Genomic DNA, 19,746 nt, shown 5'->3' on the forward strand with positions numbered 1-19,746 from the left:
TCCTTTATTTTATACTTGGACTTATACTTTTCCAATCTTCTCTTAATGTTTTTACTAAAGTAAACTTATCTTTTGGATTTGCTATTTCACCATATTCATAAGGAGTAACAACAACTAAACCACCTTTTAATAGACTTGTAAAAGTATTTGATTCAACTTTTGTACCACTAAAAATAGAGAATTTCATCTCAAAACCACTTATGTCATAAAACTCTGAATTTTTTCTAATAAGTTTTGTATATTTATCATAAATCAAACAATCAACTACAACTTTAGAACCATCTTCACTTAAATCAATTTTACTTACTTTTCCTATTTGTACATTTTTATAATAAACAGGAGCATCAACATTTACGCTCGAAGCTGTTACATCTTCCACTTTAAATACTGTTCCAAATTGTGATTTTTCAACTGAGGGTTGATTTTCTAGTCCAACAAATTTTGTTTGTCTATTTAGACTTTCACTTTTAATTACCCCAATATTTACAGCCATTACAGTTGAACCTGCATTTGCAATCTCTTGTAAAGAGATTCTAGGTTTTTTTAAATAATAAACTGTTCCCTCTTTTGCAAAAGAAGAATAATCATCATAAATCAAAGCTTGAACTTCAACTTTTTGATTTTCATTTAATGAGATTTTTTTAACTTTTCCAACATTTACACCTTTATATGTAAGTTGAGAGAAGTTTTCTTGAACTCCTTCAACATCATCAAAAACAATAGTAATGCTATTTGTAGAGTTATTCATTTCATCTTCATTTGAATAGATTTTATAATTAGCAAAATCTACATTTGAAGAGTTATCCAAATGAATAGAACCATCAATCAAAGATGAAAAATTATCAACTTCAAATATAACTCCACTTAAACTAGCTTTGAAATTTACAATTCCTTGTTTGAAAAATCTACTTTTATCTGTTATAAATTTTTTATAATTTGAGTAGATAAATAGACTAACCTTTGATTTTTTATCATCAAATTTTATATCTTTTACAAAACCTATTTCTTGATTTTTATAAACTATAGCCATATCTTGTTTTATTTCAAAACTATTATCAAAATCTGCTTCAATAGTAAATCCACTATTGTAAAATCTTTTTAATCTTTCAACATCTTTGTATGAACTATAAAGTTTAAACTCATTTTTTATTAATTTTTCATCTTTTTTATTTGCTACAAGTCCAATTGCTCCATTTAACAATGGCTCAATTCCACTATAATTTACATTTAGATTTAAACTTTTCATCTCCACAAGTTTTGAACTCATATCATAAAAAAGACTATTATTATTTATTAAATCTTTATATTTATCATCAATTAAAAGAGAGATTTTTACATTTTTTAAATCAGGAGTTAAAGCATAATTATCAACTCTTCCTATTTCAATATTTTTATAATAAACCTTTGATTTTTCAGAAATAGAGTTTAGATTTTCACTTAATAATTCAACTTTTATTGTGTTTCCTATTTTGTCTAAATCTTTTTTATTAATTGCATTAAAACTATTTGAAAAATCCCCTTTTCTAAAATCCAAAGAGATAAAATTTCCTTTTACAATATTTCCTAAATTTTTCACTCCATCCAAAGAGATAGTTGGTTCTTCAACAAAAAACTTTGTATTTTTTGTAAGTAAATATTTATACTCATCATAAACATAAGCTTTTGTATTTAAGTTATTTTTATTTAAAGTAACTTCTAAAATTTCACCAACTTCAATACCTTTATAAATAATTGGCGTCCCTTCTTCTATTCCATTTACATCAGCAAAATTAATAGTGAAATACTCTTTATTTTTTAAATCATCCTCTTTTCCATATAAAACATAAACTTCTTCTTTAGAAATCTTTTTCTCATTTTTATCAGGTGTTACGACGGTTACTCCTCCAACTAAAGCAGAATATAAAGAGCCTAATTCAATATTTAATCCACTTGCACCATATTTTACTTTTAAAGCTTCGTTTATTACAAATTTTGAACTTTTATTTACTAAATAATTAAATTTATCATAAATATAAGCTGTAAAATAAACTTTTTCAAAGATAAACTCTTTGGCAGTTATTTCACCTATTTGAAATTTATTATAAAATATTGGTGTTCCAACTTCGATATTACTTTTATCATTTGCAATTAATGAAATATAATATCCATTGTCATCAAGTTCATCATTTGGTTGGGAATCAAGTCCTTCAAAATAGTTTTTAAAAGTCCCTTGATTGTACTCTTCTTGTGTTTTAAATTTAGGAGAAAGTTCAATTTTGTAACCACTTATTAAAGTATTAAGACCTGATACTTTTGTTAAAGAAACCGTAGGTTTTTTTATCCAAAACTCTGAACTTTCACTTGCAACATATTTTGCTACATCATTATCTACTAAAATATTTACTTTTACACTTTTTAAATCTTCATGCATAGAGATTTTTGTAACTTTTCCAAGTTGTAAACCTTTGTATTCTAAAGGTGTAACATTCTCTTTTAGACCTTCTGCACTTTTAAAAACAACAGTGATTTTTGTACCTTTTTTCATATAAGATTCATAGGCAATCCAACCTAAAATTCCCAATATAATCAAAGGTAAAATCCAAATAAATGATACTGATTTTTTATCTTCAATCTTAGGTTGATAAACTACATCTTTCAATTCATCTTCTTTTATTAAATCTTTACTCATCCCAAATAATCCTTGTATCAAATCTATTTGCTGCTATCATTGTTAAAATCACCATTAAAGCAAAAGAGGTTGCAGCAATTCCCCCTTTTATATTAAAAATTTCATCAAGTTGAACTATTGAAGCTAAAATTGCAACTACATAAATATCTATCATAGACCATTTTCCAATAGCTTCAATAAATTTGAAAATCAAATTTTTTGTTTTATTTTCCATTTTTATATTTATTTTTAAAGAGATAAATATAAAAAGTAAACCAACAAGTTTTATCATAGGAATTGCCACACTAGCAGTAAAAATAACAATTGCTATAAAATAACTCTCCATATTTAAAAAGCTGATAACACCTTCTAAAATAGTGCTTTCTATTTGAACTCCAAGTTTTGTTACTTCCATAATAGGATAAACCATTGCTGGAATATATAATAAAATTGCACAAATAACTAAAGCTAAAGAGACTTGCAAAGAGTTTTTAATTCTTCTAGTTACTTTATGTTTACATCTAGTACAAATAAAATCCTCATAATTCTCTTTTTCATAGACTTTATGACAATTTTTACAAGAGATTAAAACCATTTATTCTCCAAATACACTTTTACCCTCAAACTTCACATTTGACATATAAAAACAAAAAATATAAGCCAATAAAACATAAAAACCTATGTCAAATTTTGTAGAACTTACCATTCCTATTAATTTTATATATGTAACTATTATACTTATTATAAAAACCTCGATAAATCCCCAATGCTTAAAAAAATAAAAACTATCGTGTAATAGCGTTTTTGTAAACAATTTAATTTTTGTTTTCTTTTGAATAAAAGCAAAAATAATTATTAAAGAGTTTGAAATTGGGGCAAAAATAATAGTAAAAAAAACAACTAAACCAACAAAAAAGAAGTTTTGTTCAAGTAAAATTGAGACTGTTCCAACTAAAGTTGCTTTTAATTCACTCTCATTTATATTCAAAGTTATAATTGGATAGATATTTAAAATACCAAATAATAAAAGTGAAGAAATGGCATAATATAAAGAATCGTTAGAGTGTTTTTTATTGATTTCTAATTTACTATTACATCTTGGACATCGAAAAGTTGCATTTTTTTTTGCCTCTTTTTTTATAAATAATCCACAACTATAACATTCGATTATAGAGTTCATATTTTTATGCATCAAAATCCTATTTTTTAAATCTTCGTATTCTAACATAGTTAACTTTTTTTAATCGTAAAAACTATTTAAAATCAAATATATTGTATTATATAAAACGCTTTTAGCGTTAAATTATTTATATATTTTTAAAAGGTTAATAAAAATGCAATTTACTATTACAGAAGCACCAATGGGTATTAGACCTCCTGTTGTAAAACCAGACCCAAAAGTTCTAGAATTTTTAGGTGAAGAAGGGATGAGAAAATTAATCTCTGACCATTATGATTTATTAAGACAAAGTGATATTAAAGGACTATTCCCTCCAACTGATGAGGGCTTTGCTTTAGCAAAACAACACTCTGCTGATTTTTTTATTCAAATTTGTGGAGGACCTGATTATTTTAATCAAAATAGAGGAGCTCCAATGATGGTTGGTCGTCACCAACCTTTTAAAATAACTCCAAATGCTAGAAAAATTTGGCTTGAATCATATATTATTATTTTAAATAAACTTGATATGCCTGATGATTTAAAACAATCTTTTTGGAATTATTTAGATATTTTTTCTATTTGGATGGTTAATACACCTCAAGACTAAAAGAGTGGTTAATAACCATTCTTTTAATAATTAATAACTTATTCTATCCCTTTTTATAAAGTTTTTTGACAATTTAATAACAATTAGTACCTATTTTTCTCTAATATATATCTTTTTTTTGATAATATAACAGATAAATTTCTCAGGATTAAAAATGAAAAAAACTTTTAAAAACTATATATTCTCTCGACAAATTATTTTAGTATCAATTATCTTTTTACTCTGTTTTATCTTTAGTACTTATATTCACACAAAACTTACAAAAGAAGAAGCTTTAAATCATTCAAAAGCTATATCAAATCAAATCTTTTCTTCAATGTATCAAGTTATGCGTAAAGGTTGGAGTAGAGATGATGTGATGATGTTTACAAAATCTTTAGAAGATAATTTTCAAAGTAGTAATTATGAGATAAATATTTATAGAGGAGAAAAAGTAAAACAACTTTTTGGAGAAATTGAAGAAAAACAAAAAGATGCTACTTTAGTTGATGTTTTAAATGGAAAAATTGAACAACTAGATAGTTTTGAAAATAACATTGTTAGAAATATTTTACCCCTAAAAGCAACAACAGATTGTAAAGCCTGTCACGTAAATGTAAATGAAGGTGATGTTTTAGGAGTTTTAGAAGTAAAACAAAATCTTAACTCAATATTTAAAGAATCAAAATATCAATTTATTGCATTTTTTCTAATAATTATTCCTATTTTTTACCTAATTGCATTTATATCTTCAAGAAATACAACAAGAAAAATAACTGATAATTTAGATTTATTTAACAATAAAGTTGAAAATATAAATTCAATTCAAGACTTTAGAGATTTTGACTCAAAAGATATTGATTTATACTTTAAAGAATTTAACCAAATTATAAAAAATGTTGATTCAATGGCAGGAAAACTAAAAGGTATTGCTGTTGATAAAGAGTTATTAGAGTTTGAAATAAAACTTTTAGATAAATTTATAATTACTTCAGATGTTGTAAAAGATTGGAAAGAGTATATTTGTGATTTATTGATAGAAATTAATAAAATTATGGAAACATATACTTTAATGACAATTTTTAGAGTTGGAGAAGACCAATTTGAAGTTGATATTTTCTGGTTAGCTCTTCCTAAACAACATCAAAAAGAGATGTTTGATAGATATATTAATAATATCGTAAAAGAGGCTGAATATTTCCAAGGTATGACAGATTTTACAATAAAACATATCGTTGCAAATAAAAATATCTGTTTATCTGAATTAGAAGAAGATTCTATTGAATATAGAACAAAATCACTATTTTTAGATACTCCAAAAATTGGAGGAATTGTAGGAATTGGTCTTCAATCAGTATTTTCAAATGACCCAGTTAGATATATTGTAATTGACTCGATTTTAACAACTATGGCTAACTTAGTTGGTTCAGTTAAAGCTATTCATAAATATACTCAAGATTTAGAATATTATGCTGCACGTGATCCACTTACAGATTTATTTAATCAAAGAGTATTTAATGATATGATGGCTTATGAGATTAAAAGAGCTCAAAGACATAAATATCCTTTTGCACTTATGGTTATTGATTGTGATAATTTTAAACCAATAAACGATAACTTTGGACACTCTTTTGGAGATAAATTTTTACAAACTGTTGCAGATATTTTAGAAAAAGAAAAACGTCCTGAAGATATAGTTGCAAGATATGGAGGAGATGAATTTACAATTATTCTTCCTGAATGTGATGAAAATGGGGCAATGGCTGTTGCAAATAGAATTTCAAAAAGAATTGAACAAGAAAAATTAATCGCTCCTGATGGAACAAGAGTAGGAATTACAATTTCAATAGGAATTTCAGTTTATCCAACTCACAGTTTATCTCAAAAAGATATGTTTATAATTGCTGATTCAATGATGTATCAAGCAAAAGAGGAAGGGAAAAACTCTATAAAAATTCCAAATCAAACAGATGTTTCTTCTATTTTAAAACAAAAACAAGAAAAATCTTCACTTTTAATAAAAGCAATTGAAAATGACCAAATAGAAGCCTATTTCCAACCAATTAAACCATCTTCTTCAAATCATAATGGTTTAGTAATTCATGAGCTTCTAATGAGAATTCATCAAGATGGAAAAGTTGTATCAGCTTTTGAATTTATCGAAATTGCAGAAGCAAGAGGACTTATAAATACTATGGATTTAATGGTTATTGAAAAAGCATTTAGAAAAATCCAAGAGAGTTCTTATGAAGGAATTTTATTTATTAATCTTTCTCCTAAATCTCTTATTATGGGTGATTTTATAAATAAAATAAATGGTTTTGTAGAAAAATATAATATTCAAAAAGAAAAAATTGTATTTGAAATAACAGAGAGAGAAACAGTTAAAAACTTCTCTTTACTTGAAAAATTTGTTCATATTTTAAAATCAGAAGGTTATAAATTTGCAATTGATGATTTTGGTGCAGGTTTCTCATCTTTCCACTATATCAAAAAATTCCCAATTGATTATGTAAAAATTGATGGTGATTTTATTGTAAATATCAACAAAGACGCAAAAGATAAAGCCTTTGTAAATAGTATTGTTACTCTTGCTAAAGAGTTAGAAGTTCAAGCAATCGCAGAGTTTGTAGAAAATGAAGAGATTGTAAAAGTTCTTGATGAATTAGAAATAGATTACTATCAAGGTTACCACATAGGAAAACCATCGCAAAACTTTGTCTCTTTTAAATAAGAGACTTAGTTTCCAATAGCCAAAGCATATAAAACCATTGTTTGCTCTTGTAAAAACTCACAAACCTCATCATCATAATAAGCCCCTATTCCACTACAACCAATATCTAAATAGTTTGAAGCCAAATACAATCTATGACCAATTATTCCAGCCTTTTGATAAGCTTCTTGATAGTTTTTACTTTTTGTTGTTAAAAAAAATGTAACAGCACTATCTTTTCCTAACTCTTGCTCTAAACATAAATATCCAGCTTTTGATGAAAAATCTCCATTTCTTAAAAGTTCTCCATTTTTATATAGTCCTATTTGTAAACCTTCTACTCTATTTATAGTGTAAAAAATATCAACTTGTTCATCACAATCATTTGTTATTGGTTGATTTAATACATTTAATATTGCTTCAAATTGAACTTTTGAGATACTTTGTTTTGTAAACTCTCTTATTGACCTTCTTTTAAAAATCACATCTTTAAATCTTTGTTTTTGAAAATTAAATAGAGCTTTTTTTGTTTCATTATTTTTGTTTTTTATCTCTAACGTATCTTCATAAGCTTTTTCGATTAGTTCATTTTTTACAAAAAATGAGATTTTCCCTTCTTCATATGAACTTCCATCTAGAGTAGAAAGAGTTAAAGAAAAACTCTCTTTTTTATCATCTTTTTTTGTTCCAACTAAACAAACAGCAGTAAAAAACTCTTTTTCATCAAAACAAAAAAAATCATTTAATTTTTGTTTTGGAAAATCATACAAAATCTCAAACTCTTTATCAAACAAATATGAACTAGCTTCCATACTTCCAAGCAAATGTCCAGCATCAAGTAAACAGTATCTAAAAGCTCTATTTTTATATTTCCATGAAGACCTAAAATACAAAGAAGAGATAAAAAAGATAAAACCATCAACACTAAAATCTAAACCTAAAAGAGTTTCCACCCCTTGATTTGATTCAATTTTTTGAAGTTTTACAGCACTTGAAGTTGCTACTTCCAAATGATAAATTCCATCTTCAAAACCATCTACATTTCTTGCTTGAAAATATACTTCATTTGGATACAAAGCTCCTGCACTTGGATTTACTCTTAAATAGTATTCAATTCCTGGATAGGTTTTTTTTGCTGTTATTCCAGAGATTAGATATAAAAAATTGTAATTTTCATTTGAAGAATCTAAAGCTATTCGTTTATAACTATCTGGATAATTTTTAAATCTATTTGGAGGATTATTCCAATCAACTCTATTTGGATTGTTTCTTACTGAAAGGTATGAGTGTTTTGTGTTTTGATGGTATTGGTTTAATTCATATAACATCTAATCTTCCTATTCATTTTTATAAAATTTTGATTTTTTCTTAAAAATTTTGATTCTCTCTTTACAAGATATGAAATATAATGACATAACAAACTTACAAGGAAAATATTATGTCTATTTCCAATATTTTAATGCTTTCAATTTTAGATATTTTAACCTTAATTCTATTATTCAAACTACCAAAAGCTTAAAATGAAAAATTTATTAATCAAATACAAAGAGTATAGTTACATTTTAAAAGCTTTAATTATTTTATTTATTATTACTATAATAAGTCATCTATTCAAAGAGAATCTTGATATTATAAATATATCATTAATTCATATAATACCTGTTGTTATTATTGCAATTTATGGAAATATCAAAGCAACAATATTTATAACATTGCTTAGTGTTGTATTTTTAAATTTTTTATACATTCCACCTGTTTATAGTTTTTCAGTTCATAATGAACTTTATATCTGGAGTTTTTTAATATTTGGGATTGTTGGTTGGATAATTACAATTCAAGCCAAAAATCTAAACACTCAAACAAAACAAAACGAATTAAGAGAGAGTTTATTACATATAATTTCCCATGATTTAAGAACACCTCTTTCTACAATTCATGGAAGTATAAACCTGATTTTATCAAACAATAATTTAGATGAAAAAAATAAAAATAATCTTTTAGAAGATATAAACTACGCTTCACTTAGAATGAAAAGATTAATCACAAATCTATTAGATAGTACAAGACTCTCAAGTGGAAATCTTGATTTAAAACTTGAATGGTGTGATTTTGAAGATATTGTTGGTGTTGCTTTAAATGAATTTTCTCAAACACAAAATGATGAAAAGTTAGATATAAAAATTGATGAATTAGCTCTATTTTGGGGAGACAATACACTTTTAACTCAACTAATTATAAATCTTTTAGATAATGCTTTTAAATATTCAAAACCAAATACAAAAATTCATTTAGAAATAGATAATTTAAACAACTATACAAAAATTAAAATTTTCAATGAAACTGAATATATAGATAAACAAAAACTAAAAAATATCTTTGATAAATTTTATAGATTTGAAGATACAAATGATATTTCTGGAAGTGGAATTGGTTTGGCTATTTGTAAAAGTATTGTCAAATTACACCATGGAGAGATAAAAGCTATTGCTCAAAATGATGGAATAACTATTGAAATTGAGCTACCAATAATAAAAAGGATTGATATTAAATGAAAAAATTGATACATATAATCGAAGATGATTTATCAGTAAAAAAACTTTTAGAAATAACTTTTAAAGAGTATGAATTTAACTCTATTTCAAGTGATAGCAAAAAAAATGCAATGATGATGTTTTTAAGTCATAATCCTGATTTATTAATAGTAGATTTAGGTCTTCCTGATGGAGATGGAAAAGATTTTATAAAACAAATTAGAGAAATATCAAAAGTCCCAATTATTGTTTTAACAGCACGTCATGATGAAAAAGAGATTGTTGCTGCTTTAGATGCAGGAGCTGATGATTATATTACAAAACCCTTTTCTGTAAATGAATTACTTGCAAGAATAAGAGCAAATTTAAGAAGAAAAATAGAACCTGAAAATATTACTTCATCTATTATTTGTGATGAACTAGAACTAAATATTGTTTCAAGGGATATAACTTTAAAAAATGAAAAACTAAAACTTACTCCAATTGAGTATGAATTACTTAAATATTTTATGTTAAATACAAATAAAACCCTAACTCATAATCAGATTCTGCAAGAAGTTTGGGGAACTGGATATCAAAAAGAAATGCAATATTTAAGAACTTATGTAAATACTTTAAGAAAAAAAATTGAAAAAAATTCTACACGACCAAAATATATCAAAACCCAATCTGGAATTGGTTATAGATTCTCTTGCAATCAAAATTAGGAATAAAATAGATGCAACACAAATATGTAAGGTCTATATTTTTAGGCTATGTATTAATTATTTTTATTGGTGCAATACTTTTATCTTTACCAATTTGTCATATTAAAGAATTAAAATTTATTGATGCACTATTTACCTCAGCTAGTGCTACTTGTGTAACTGGATTGATTGTTACAAGTACTTCTGAAAATTTCACTTTTTGGGGAGAATTTATTATTTTAACACTCATTCAAATAGGTGGAATTGGTTATATGTCTTTAGTAATTATCTTTTTTCTTTTTGTTAGACAAAAATTAAGTATTGATGAAAAAAGAGCTATGAAACAATCCCTTGAATTACCAACACTTCATGTTGGAGTCTTTACTAAAAGAATTTTATTTTTTGTATTGAGTATAGAGTTAATAGGTGCAATCATTTTAACTTATCAATTTTTAGATAAATACTCTTTTTTAGATGCTATTTGGTTTGGAATTTTTCATAGTATTAGTGCTTTTAATAATGCTGGTTTTTCACTTTTTACAGATAGTTTGATGTCTTATCAAAGTGATTCTATATCTTTATTTACTATTAGTTTTTTAGTTATTTTAGGAGGACTTGGTTATTTTGTTTTAATAGAAATTTATGAAAATAGAAAGTTCTCAAAACGTTTTACAATTCATACAAGAATTATGCTTTATGGAACACTTATTTTAATAGTAGGTGGAATGATTCTATTTTTATCAATTGAGTGGAATAATCCAAAAACTTTTGGTGAATTAAATCTTTATGAAAAATTTTTAAATGCCTTTTTTTTATCAATAAACTTTAGAACAAGTGGATTTAATAGCATAGATATTGCTTCATTAAAAGAGTCTTCTTTATTCTTTTCAACTCTGTTTATGATGACAGGAGCTGGACAAGGAAGTACAGCAGGAGGTATGAAAATAACAACTGTTGCAATTTTGATTATTACAGTAATTTATATATTAAAAGAATCAAATCAACAACCAAATATTTTTAAAAGAACAATTGAACAAAAAGTTATAAATAAAGCCCTTGCAATAATTATTTCTTCATCATTTTTTGTTCTTTGTGCAATTTTACTTTTAGTCGAAACACAAAATTTACCTTTCATAAAAATTTTATTCGAAGTGGTTTCTGCATTTGGAACAGTTGGAGTTTCAACAGGAAATGGAGATATTTTAAGTTTTTCAGCTCAATTTGATAATTTTGGAAAAAGTTTAATCATTGTATTAATGATTGCAGGAAGATTAGGAGTTTTTGCATTTGGTTTAATACTTATTGGAAAAGCAAAAACAAGACATTTTAAATACCCAGTAGGAAGGATTATTATATGAAAACTATCGCCGTTATTGGTTTAGGAAAATTTGGATTTTATATAGCAAAAAGTTTATCAAGACTTGATACAAGAGTAATTGCTGTTGATAATGATGAAAAAAAAGTTCAAGAAATAAGTGAATTTGTTGATGATGCTTTTGTAATAGATAGTACAAATAAACAAGCACTTGAAGAAGTTGGAATTTATAATCTTGAAACAGTAATAGTAAGTATTGGAGAAAATATTGAAGCTAGTATCTTAACTGTTATGGCACTAAAAGATTTGAATAATAAAAATATTATAGCAAAAGCAATTACCTCTACCCATGGAGAAATACTTTCTAAAATTGGAGCTTTTAAAGTGATTTACCCTGAAAAAATTGCAGGAAGAATGTTAGTTCAAAAATTGATTAAATAATAATTATGACTCATCACTATTATAATCAATCATTTTTAAAATAAGTATGATGACTAAAACCGCTAAAATTATTAACATCGTAATAGTAGAATAAGGCAAAATAATCCTTTGTTTTAATTTGCCCTATTCTAAACCAAAATAAATCAATAATTTATCAATATTGAAATATAAATATAAAAATTTTATAAAGATAAAAACTAAATCTTAGTAATTGAACTTTATTGCAACATTTGATGTACTATAATCATAATCATCTGTTTTATATCTCATGTTAGTTGTTTTATAAGTTCCTTCAACAGCAACATTTTGATTAATTTTATACTCTAAAGAAGCACCATAACCAACTCCTGTTGCAGAGTTATCATCAAAGTATTGATATACTCCTGTTCCTAATCCAAAAGCTGTTAAATCTTGATAAATCTCATAACCAGCTCTTAAATCTAAATCAAGTGTTGTAACTTCTCTTCCACTATCTACATTTCCATAATATAAACTATTTCCAAAACCTAAAATAATTCCATTATTTAAGGCTGTATTTGCTGTATATCCTAAACCATATTGTGTATAAGTTTCACCATCAAGTTTTGCTGAAGTTGCACCAACTGATACTTTTGTATCAAAGTCATTTGCATTTAATAAAGTAACAAAACTAGCCACTAAAGAAAGGGCTAAATATCTTTTTTTCATTATTTTTTTCCTTTATATTTCTATAAAAATTTCAGCAGTATATATAATCATAACTTAAATATTATTTTGTAGTTGAAATTCCTGGCTGCTCTTTTGTTCCAACATAATCATCTGGCACAGACGTAGCTTTGAAATAAGCTATTAAAGCTCCAACAACTAAACAAAAAATTATTACTAGCCTTACAGTATTTCTTTTTTGTTTTGATTCATTTCCATTATAATCATCAATTTTATCTAAACTTGGTTCACCATTATTTAATTTACTCATAATAAACTCCTTTGTAATATTTTGATAAGTATATCTAATAAAAATTTAATATACAAATCATAACTTCAACTTATATTAAAGAGACCATTAACTGATTTACTGTAATAGCTATATCTTTAATATCTTTGTTCTCTTTTACCATAAATACATCTAAATGATCTCTTATTTTATAAAACTTATCTTTTTCATTTGCAATATAATTTGAAAAGGCTAAATCTGGGGCTTCATTTACCCTTTGGAACTCTAAAATCTTCTTTGTATAGTGTACTACAATATATTCAATAAACTGTAATATCTGATTTCTTAAAGCCATATCAGTTGAATTTATTATTGTTACTCTATTTAATTCAACAATTATCTCTAAAATATTAAATTCGTGAATTAATGAATAAAATAAAACTATTACATCTTTAAATGAGTGAGGAGTGTTTTCTTTTATGATGATTGCAGCAATTGCAAATCTTAGATAATCTATTACACTATAAAATTTATTAAATTCATCATCATTTTCGATTAATATCTCTACTTTTTGTTTATGAACTTCAGAAAGCAATGCAAAAAGTTCTGCTTTATGGTCTAAAATATGAACTGAATCTAATTGATTTTTTTGAAGATATTTCACCATCCATTTTGTACTTGCATATAAAATATACTCTAATTTATTTATTAGTTTATATTGTTGTTCTACTCTCATTTTTGAATCTTGAGCATAAATTTTTTCTCTAATTTCTCTTGAACCAAATAGAAGTTTTGCAACTAAATATGATTTTATTTTTAATAAAAATTTCTCATTTCCAAGTTTTGCATAATCTGAAAGGAAAGTTATACCTTGATGATTTATTACAATATCAGCCATCATTGTTGCAATAATTTCTCTTTTTAAAGGATGATTTACAATTTGTTGTTCATATGCTCCCACAAATGATTGAGGGAAATATCTAAATAGATATTGTAAAGAGAATTGTTCATCAACCAATGATGAATCAAGTATAATTTTTTTGATAAAAATTTTACTATAAGATAAAAGTGAACCTAAAACAGGTCTTACAATTGAACCATTTATATCTACTATATCACTTATATTTTCATTTTTTGGAATATAAAAATCTCTTCTGTTAAAAGCCTCAATATTATTTTCTAAAACTTCAATTGATTTTATATAATCATTTGGATATTTTCTTGAAAACTGCTCATCAATTGAAATTACACAAGCTTGGTCATAATTACTTTTTAATACAAGTTGAACTACTTGTTCTTTTAATGAATGAAGTGTTTCATTTGCTTGTTTCTCATTTAAAATACCTTGATTTTTTATGATATTTAATAAAATTTTTAAGTTAACTTCATGGTCTGAAGTATTAACCCCCGCTGCATTATCTATAGCATCTTGATTTATTCTTCCACCATTTAAAGCATATTCAATTCTTGCTTTTTGAGTGAATCCAAGATTTCCACCCTCACAAACAATTTTTGCTTTTAATTCACTTGCATCAACTCTAACTGCTTCATTTTGTTTATCACCTAAATCAAGATTATTTTCATCACTTGCTTTTACATAAGTTCCAACTCCACCATTAAACAATAAATCAACATCTAAAGTTAGAAGTTTTTTACATAATTCCTCTCCCGAAATTGTTTTTCTACTACATTTTATTAGCTTTTGAATTTCGCTACTTAACTCTATTTGTTTATCACTTCTTTTAAAAACTCCACCACCTTTTGAAATAAGTGATAAATCATAATTTGCCCAACCACCATCTCTTGATTCAAAAAGTCTTTTTCTCTCTTTATATGCAATTTTCACATCTGGATTTGGGTCGATAAAAATCTCTTTTTGAGAAATAGCAGCAAGAAGTTTGAATTTTTCTGATTCCATCATTCCATTTCCAAAAACATCTCCACTCATAGAACCAATTCCAACAACTGTTATTTCTTGTTTATGAATATCAATTCCCTCTTCAATAAAAAATCTTTGAGTTGAAACCATTGCACCTCGTGCAGTAATTCCTAAATCTTTATGTCCAAAACCATTACTTCCACCACTAGCAAAGGCATCTCCTAACCAAAAATTTCTTTGTTTTGCTATCTCATTTGCTACATCACTCATAGCAGCTGTTCCTTTATCAGCAGCAACTACAAAATAAGCATCATCTCCATCATAACAAACCATTTCTGGATTTTTTACAACTTTTCCATCTATCATATTATCAACTAAATCAAGATTTGCATTTATAAAAAGTGAATAAATCTCTTTAAAATACTCTTTTGTAACTTCACTTGAATCTTTATTTATTACAAAACCACCTTTTGCTCCATCAGGGATAATTATAGAGTTTTTCCCCTCTTGTGTAATCATTAGTGATTTTATCTCTTGTCTATAGTCATCATGTCTATCAGACCATCTAAGACCTCCCCTTGAAACTTTTGTCATTCTTAAATGAACTCCATAAAAATCACTATGATAAATAAAGTTTTCAATATTTGGTTGTAAACCTTTTAAATCTTTTGAGAAATTTTTTGTATCAATTTTAAAAGAAATTGTCTCTTTATCTAAAAAATAGTTTGTTCTTAACAGTGATTTTAAAAATGTCATCATAATATTTAAAATTCTGTCATCTAAAATTTGTGGTACAAGTTTGATTTTCTCTTTGATTTTTTCTTCTGTTTTTTCAAGTTGAGTTTCTCTATCTTTTATTTTTGGGTTAAATTTAGTCAAAAAATAATCAACAAAAAGTGCCGTAATTTCGTGGTGAATTGTTAAAGTATTTAAAATCGCACCTGTATTTATTGTCAAAACAGCTTGCCCAATATATTCAATAAATGCTCTTAAAATATTTATTTTTTTTAGGTTGAAATTTTCTTCATAAACTAAAGAAAAAGCTTTTGAGTGTTTTACAGAGCAATCTTGTAAAGTATAAGTTATGATATCTTCAATATTATTTTTTGCAATATTTATTTTTTCTAAATTTGGATTATTTAAGTTAAATCGTGAAATATAAATAAGCTCTTTTTGACTCATAACATTATATGTCACTTCATCAATAATTTCAAAACCAATATTATGTAAAAGAGGTGTTATATGAGATAAAAAAAGTTGTTCTTTTGAAAAAATTTTAATATATTTTGAACCTTTATTATCTAAAAGTTTAGTTACGATTTTATCTTTTAGAACTTGTTGAAAAAGCTCTTCTTCAACTATTAAATCATCAGATGTCAGAATTTGTGAACAAATTGCATTAATATCAGGTATAGCCATATATAAGTCCTTAAAATGATTTTATATATGATACTACCTTTTATATCTTAAATTTTTGTTAAAAAATAATTTGTAAATTATTTATGTTTTTAAGATGTAATTCTTTGAATTTTTGCTTTTAATAGATTTTGTAAATCTTTTGGAATAACCTCTATATCAAGCCCTCTTTTCCCACCACTTACAAATATAGTTTCAAACTTATTTACACTTTCATCTAAAACTGTTCGAAGTAATTTTTTTTGCCCTAATGGAGAAATTCCACCAAGTAAATAACCAGTTACTTTTTGTGCTTCATCTTTGTTTGCCATAACAGCTTTTTTAACATCAAAAGCAGATGCTACTTCTTTTAATGAAAGCTGATTTGCAACAGGCAAAACACAAACAACCAACTCTTTTGGAGTTAATTCTACAAGTAAAGTTTTATATACTTGATTTTCATCTAAACCCAATTTCAAAGCAGCCTCTTCTCCAAAATTCGTACACTCAGGGTCATGGTCATATTTGTGTATTTTGAAATCACACTTATTTTTTTTAAGCAAATTAATTGCTGGTGTCATTTAAGAAAAACTCCTTTTTTATAAACTCTTCACCATTTATCATCAAAGATATATAATGAATTCCAATATAATGTTTTCTTGTTGTCATATCTTTAAATTTATGTTTTTTGATAAATTTTTTAGAACTTGATTTTATCTCATTTTGACTTACCATAAAAACTTTTTTTGTATGACTTTTATTTGATTTTAGATAATGAATAACATATTCAACTCTTATATTTCCCAATATTTCATCAGAATTTAATTCAAAAGAGAAATTAAAATCATCTCCCAAATTAAGAGTTTCATCGTAACAAAAATTTGTGAGATTTATATGATGTGATTTTTCAAACTCAAAAAGTTTTAAAATATTTCTATCTGCCTTTTTAAGCAAAGTTCTACTTCCATGTTTACAAATCCAATCTAACTCTTTTGTTTTTCCTAGATTTTGTTTTACAAAATCTATCACTATTTGTGGATTATCTTTTGAAATATCATTTAGATTATTTGCTACAGATTTTTGAACATATTTTGATTTGTCATTTTTCAAAAGTTCAATTATTTCAAGCACTTTTGTTGGATTTTGTTTAAATTTTGGTAAAGCAACAGCCCAAGGAAGTCTTGGACGACACCCTTCACTTGCTAATCTTCTTATATGTTCATTTGATGATTTTGCCCAAATTTTCATATGCTTCATAGTTTCATCTTCATATTTCAAAATAAACTGTCTAATTGCAAATTCACTACTTGAATTTATAGTAAAAACTTCCAAAGCTTTTAATGACTCTTTAAAATCCTCAAGTCCAAAAACTTCTACAAAATCTTGAAAAATCATAGCCTCAAGTCCACCAAAATCCTCTTTTACTTCTTTTAAGATTTCAATTTGTTTATCGTATGAAAAAGGTAAAAATTTATGCAAAGTAAAAGCTATATGTCTCATCCTTGCTTTTAGTTCTAAATCTTGCCAAGTATTATCAAAAATAGAGTTTATAAAATCTTTTTTTTGAAAATCTGAATAAATGAAAACTATTTTATTTGCAAGTTTTTCAATAAACTTTTTTGAATATAAATTTTTTAATTGTTCTGCCATATTTTTCTATCTATCTTCAAAATCACTTGATTGTAAAGTGTAATCTCTTTTTACCTCAACAACTCTTATTCTATAATCTTCAAATATCGACTCTCTACCTTTTTTTTGTGCAGCAAAATGGTCAAGATTTTTCTTCCAATTTAAAATAGATTTTTCATCTTCCCAAAAAGATAAAGATAAAAGCTTATTTTCATTTACTAATGATTGAAACCTCTCTATACTTATAAAACCTTTTTCATTTATTAACTGCTCTTTTAAAATAGCTGCAATTTGTAAATATTCATTTTTTTTATCTTCTTTAATTTCAACTTCAAATATTACTCCGAACATAATTTTTCCTTTTTAAATTTATTTTATTGTAGTATAAAATAGTTTTTCAAATAAAATATATTTCATTTTGAAAGATTTTATTATCATTTATTTTCTTCTTGTATTTTGACGTATTGAAATAATCAATTGATAGATTAGATATGCAATTGTTATTTTATAAAGTAATATTCCAAAATTTAGCTCTTCTTTTCCTGTCATTATCGAAAATGGATTAATTAGATTTGAAAAAATTGTAAGTGAAAAATCTTTTGTAAATACTGCATATATTAAATAGTAAACTAAACCACAAATTAGATAATATAATTTTTTTGAATTTGAGATATTGATATTAATAAAAAAGATTATTGAAATTAAAATAAACGATAAACCTATTTTCTCAATAGTTTGAGAAAAGTTACTATCTATTGTTTTTATAAATGATGTTAGAAAAGTTAGTGAAATAATCCAAAATAGAGCTAAAGTCCAATCTTGAGAGTGATTTGAAGATATTCCATGAATTTTAAAAACTAACCATTCAAAAAAGTTTTTGCCCTTTTTAATATCCTCTTCAAGTTCTTCTTCTCTTTTTTTCATCTCTAAAGCATAAAATTTATTTGCCTCGATAATATTATTTTGTTGTTCAAAAGAGTTTTTTATCTTTCTTGCTGTTTCTCTATTTGACACTCCACTATCATTTTCAAATTCTAGACCCAAGAAGGTACTAATTTCAGGAATAATTGCATTTTGTAAATCTATTTTATTTTTTATTTTTATATCTAAAAAATCTAATTTATCTAAAAATACATTTTGTTCAAAGTTAGCATTATTAATAATTAAATCTTTAAAAATTGCATTCTTTATTTCTCCTAATTTAATACTCATTACATTCATATTTAAATTAGTTATTTTAAAATAATTTATATTTGAATCAAACAAAAATACATTTTTAGTATTCCAATAATCTATTACTGATAAACTTCCAAAAATATTCAAATTTTCAATATATGAATTTTGTATCTTAAATAATTCAAATGAACAACAAGATAATTTAACTTCTTTTATACTTGAATTAAAAATATTAAATTCGTATTTTGTTTCAACTTTAAAAAAATTCAATTTATCAAACTTTACATAATTTTTATCACCAACATTAAATATTTCTCTACCATAAAATTTTCCACCTATTATAGAAATTTCATTTGGCATAACCTGAGATATAAATTCAGAAAATTTAAATTCTAAAATATTTGAAGGGAAATGTATATCTATTAATTGCAATAATTTTTTATTAAAAATTTTATATCTTTGAATTAAAGTTTCATAAAATTTATAATACACTGAATCTTCACACTTTTCAATTAAACCCAAAATTGTGTTTTCTTTTTTATGATATTTTGTTTTATCACAATGTAAAATACATTTATCACTATTTTCAAAAACTTCTAAATTACAATTTTCACAACTACATTTACTCATATTTCTACTTTCTATTTTAATCTTTTAATATTATCACAATTTT

Annotated in this window: 16 protein-coding genes and 1 pseudogene; 6 read left to right on the forward strand and 11 right to left on the reverse strand. The window is 25.1% G+C overall.

The features are described from left to right. Nucleotides 1–4: 4 nt before the first annotated feature. The 3 genes from AELL_RS09660 to AELL_RS09670 are packed head-to-tail and all read right to left on the reverse strand — an operon-like array spanning nucleotide 5 to nucleotide 3,839. Nucleotides 5–2,668, reverse strand: a complete 2,664-nt coding sequence (locus tag AELL_RS09660) for an MlaD family protein (RefSeq protein WP_118917762.1) — start codon at nucleotides 2,666–2,668, stop codon at nucleotides 5–7. Further along, nucleotides 2,661–3,242 carry a paraquat-inducible protein A gene (locus tag AELL_RS09665; protein WP_118917763.1) on the reverse strand — a complete coding sequence of 194 codons (582 nt, stop codon included), beginning with the start codon at nucleotides 3,240–3,242 and terminating at the stop codon, nucleotides 2,661–2,663. Before AELL_RS09665 ends, AELL_RS09660 begins: the two co-directional genes overlap by 8 nt. After that, nucleotides 3,243–3,839, reverse strand: coding sequence for a paraquat-inducible protein A (locus AELL_RS09670; protein ID WP_118917764.1), 597 nt, complete (start codon nucleotides 3,837–3,839; stop codon nucleotides 3,243–3,245). Nucleotides 3,840–3,981: 142 nt separating this feature from the next. On the opposite strand from AELL_RS09670, the gene AELL_RS09675 reads away from it, so the two are divergent. After that, nucleotides 3,982–4,416, forward strand: coding sequence for a globin domain-containing protein (locus tag AELL_RS09675; RefSeq protein ID WP_118917765.1), 435 nt, complete (start codon nucleotides 3,982–3,984; stop codon nucleotides 4,414–4,416). A gap of 154 nt (nucleotides 4,417–4,570) precedes the next feature. Continuing rightward, nucleotides 4,571–7,129: a putative bifunctional diguanylate cyclase/phosphodiesterase gene (locus tag AELL_RS09680; RefSeq protein ID WP_118917766.1), complete on the forward strand. Its 2,559-nt coding sequence runs from the start codon at nucleotides 4,571–4,573 to the stop codon at nucleotides 7,127–7,129. 5 nt (nucleotides 7,130–7,134) lie between these two features. Here the strand turns inward: AELL_RS09680 and AELL_RS09685 are convergent, their stop codons facing one another. Then, nucleotides 7,135–8,436: a SagB family peptide dehydrogenase gene (locus AELL_RS09685; protein WP_118917767.1), complete on the reverse strand. Its 1,302-nt coding sequence runs from the start codon at nucleotides 8,434–8,436 to the stop codon at nucleotides 7,135–7,137. Between the two features lie 192 nt (nucleotides 8,437–8,628). Here AELL_RS09685 and AELL_RS09690 point away from each other — a divergent pair, with 192 nt between their 5' ends. From AELL_RS09690 to AELL_RS09705, 4 genes and pseudogenes are all read left to right on the forward strand, one after another. Further along, on the forward strand, nucleotides 8,629–9,660 hold the full coding sequence (locus tag AELL_RS09690) for a sensor histidine kinase (protein ID WP_118917768.1): 1,032 nt from the start codon (nucleotides 8,629–8,631) through the stop codon (nucleotides 9,658–9,660). Then, complete coding sequence (locus AELL_RS09695; RefSeq protein ID WP_118917769.1) at nucleotides 9,657–10,346, forward strand: response regulator; 690 nt, start codon at nucleotides 9,657–9,659, stop codon at nucleotides 10,344–10,346. The genes AELL_RS09690 and AELL_RS09695 overlap by 4 nt, the downstream gene beginning before the upstream one ends. A gap of 11 nt (nucleotides 10,347–10,357) precedes the next feature. Continuing rightward, nucleotides 10,358–11,683 (forward strand): TrkH family potassium uptake protein, encoded by a 1,326-nt coding sequence (locus AELL_RS09700; protein WP_118917770.1) that lies wholly within the window; start codon nucleotides 10,358–10,360, stop codon nucleotides 11,681–11,683. Next, nucleotides 11,680–12,075 (forward strand): annotated as a pseudogene (locus AELL_RS09705) (potassium channel family protein); the annotation flags it as partial. The gene AELL_RS09700 and the pseudogene AELL_RS09705, both read left to right, overlap by 4 nt. A 210-nt stretch (nucleotides 12,076–12,285) precedes the next feature. On the opposite strand, the gene AELL_RS09710 reads toward AELL_RS09705, so the two are convergent. From AELL_RS09710 to AELL_RS09740, 7 genes are all read right to left on the reverse strand, one after another. Then, complete coding sequence (locus tag AELL_RS09710; protein ID WP_192941189.1) at nucleotides 12,286–12,768, reverse strand: outer membrane beta-barrel protein; 483 nt, start codon at nucleotides 12,766–12,768, stop codon at nucleotides 12,286–12,288. Nucleotides 12,769–12,829: 61 nt separating this feature from the next. Beyond that, entirely contained in the window at nucleotides 12,830–13,036 is a 207-nt protein-coding gene (locus AELL_RS09715) for a hypothetical protein (RefSeq protein ID WP_118917772.1), read from the reverse strand. Between the two features lie 70 nt (nucleotides 13,037–13,106). Further along, on the reverse strand, nucleotides 13,107–16,292 hold the full coding sequence (locus AELL_RS09720) for an NAD-glutamate dehydrogenase domain-containing protein (RefSeq protein ID WP_118917773.1): 3,186 nt from the start codon (nucleotides 16,290–16,292) through the stop codon (nucleotides 13,107–13,109). Nucleotides 16,293–16,381: 89 nt separating this feature from the next. Then, entirely contained in the window at nucleotides 16,382–16,849 is a 468-nt protein-coding gene (gene ybaK, locus AELL_RS09725; protein WP_118917774.1) for a Cys-tRNA(Pro) deacylase, read from the reverse strand. Further along, the gene (locus AELL_RS09730; RefSeq protein ID WP_118917775.1) at nucleotides 16,833–17,918 is read right to left on the reverse strand and encodes a DNA alkylation repair protein; all 1,086 of its coding nucleotides are present in this window, start codon (nucleotides 17,916–17,918) and stop codon (nucleotides 16,833–16,835) included. Before AELL_RS09730 ends, ybaK begins: the two co-directional genes overlap by 17 nt. 6 nt (nucleotides 17,919–17,924) lie before the next feature. After that, nucleotides 17,925–18,248, reverse strand: a complete 324-nt coding sequence (locus AELL_RS09735) for an antibiotic biosynthesis monooxygenase family protein (RefSeq protein WP_118917776.1) — start codon at nucleotides 18,246–18,248, stop codon at nucleotides 17,925–17,927. Nucleotides 18,249–18,335: 87 nt separating this feature from the next. Then, nucleotides 18,336–19,703 carry a hypothetical protein gene (locus tag AELL_RS09740; protein WP_118917777.1) on the reverse strand — a complete coding sequence of 456 codons (1,368 nt, stop codon included), beginning with the start codon at nucleotides 19,701–19,703 and terminating at the stop codon, nucleotides 18,336–18,338. Nucleotides 19,704–19,746: the final 43 nt, after the last annotated feature.

The organism is Arcobacter ellisii, from assembly GCF_003544915.1.
In the GTDB taxonomy this organism is placed as follows: domain Bacteria; phylum Campylobacterota; class Campylobacteria; order Campylobacterales; family Arcobacteraceae; genus Aliarcobacter; species Aliarcobacter ellisii.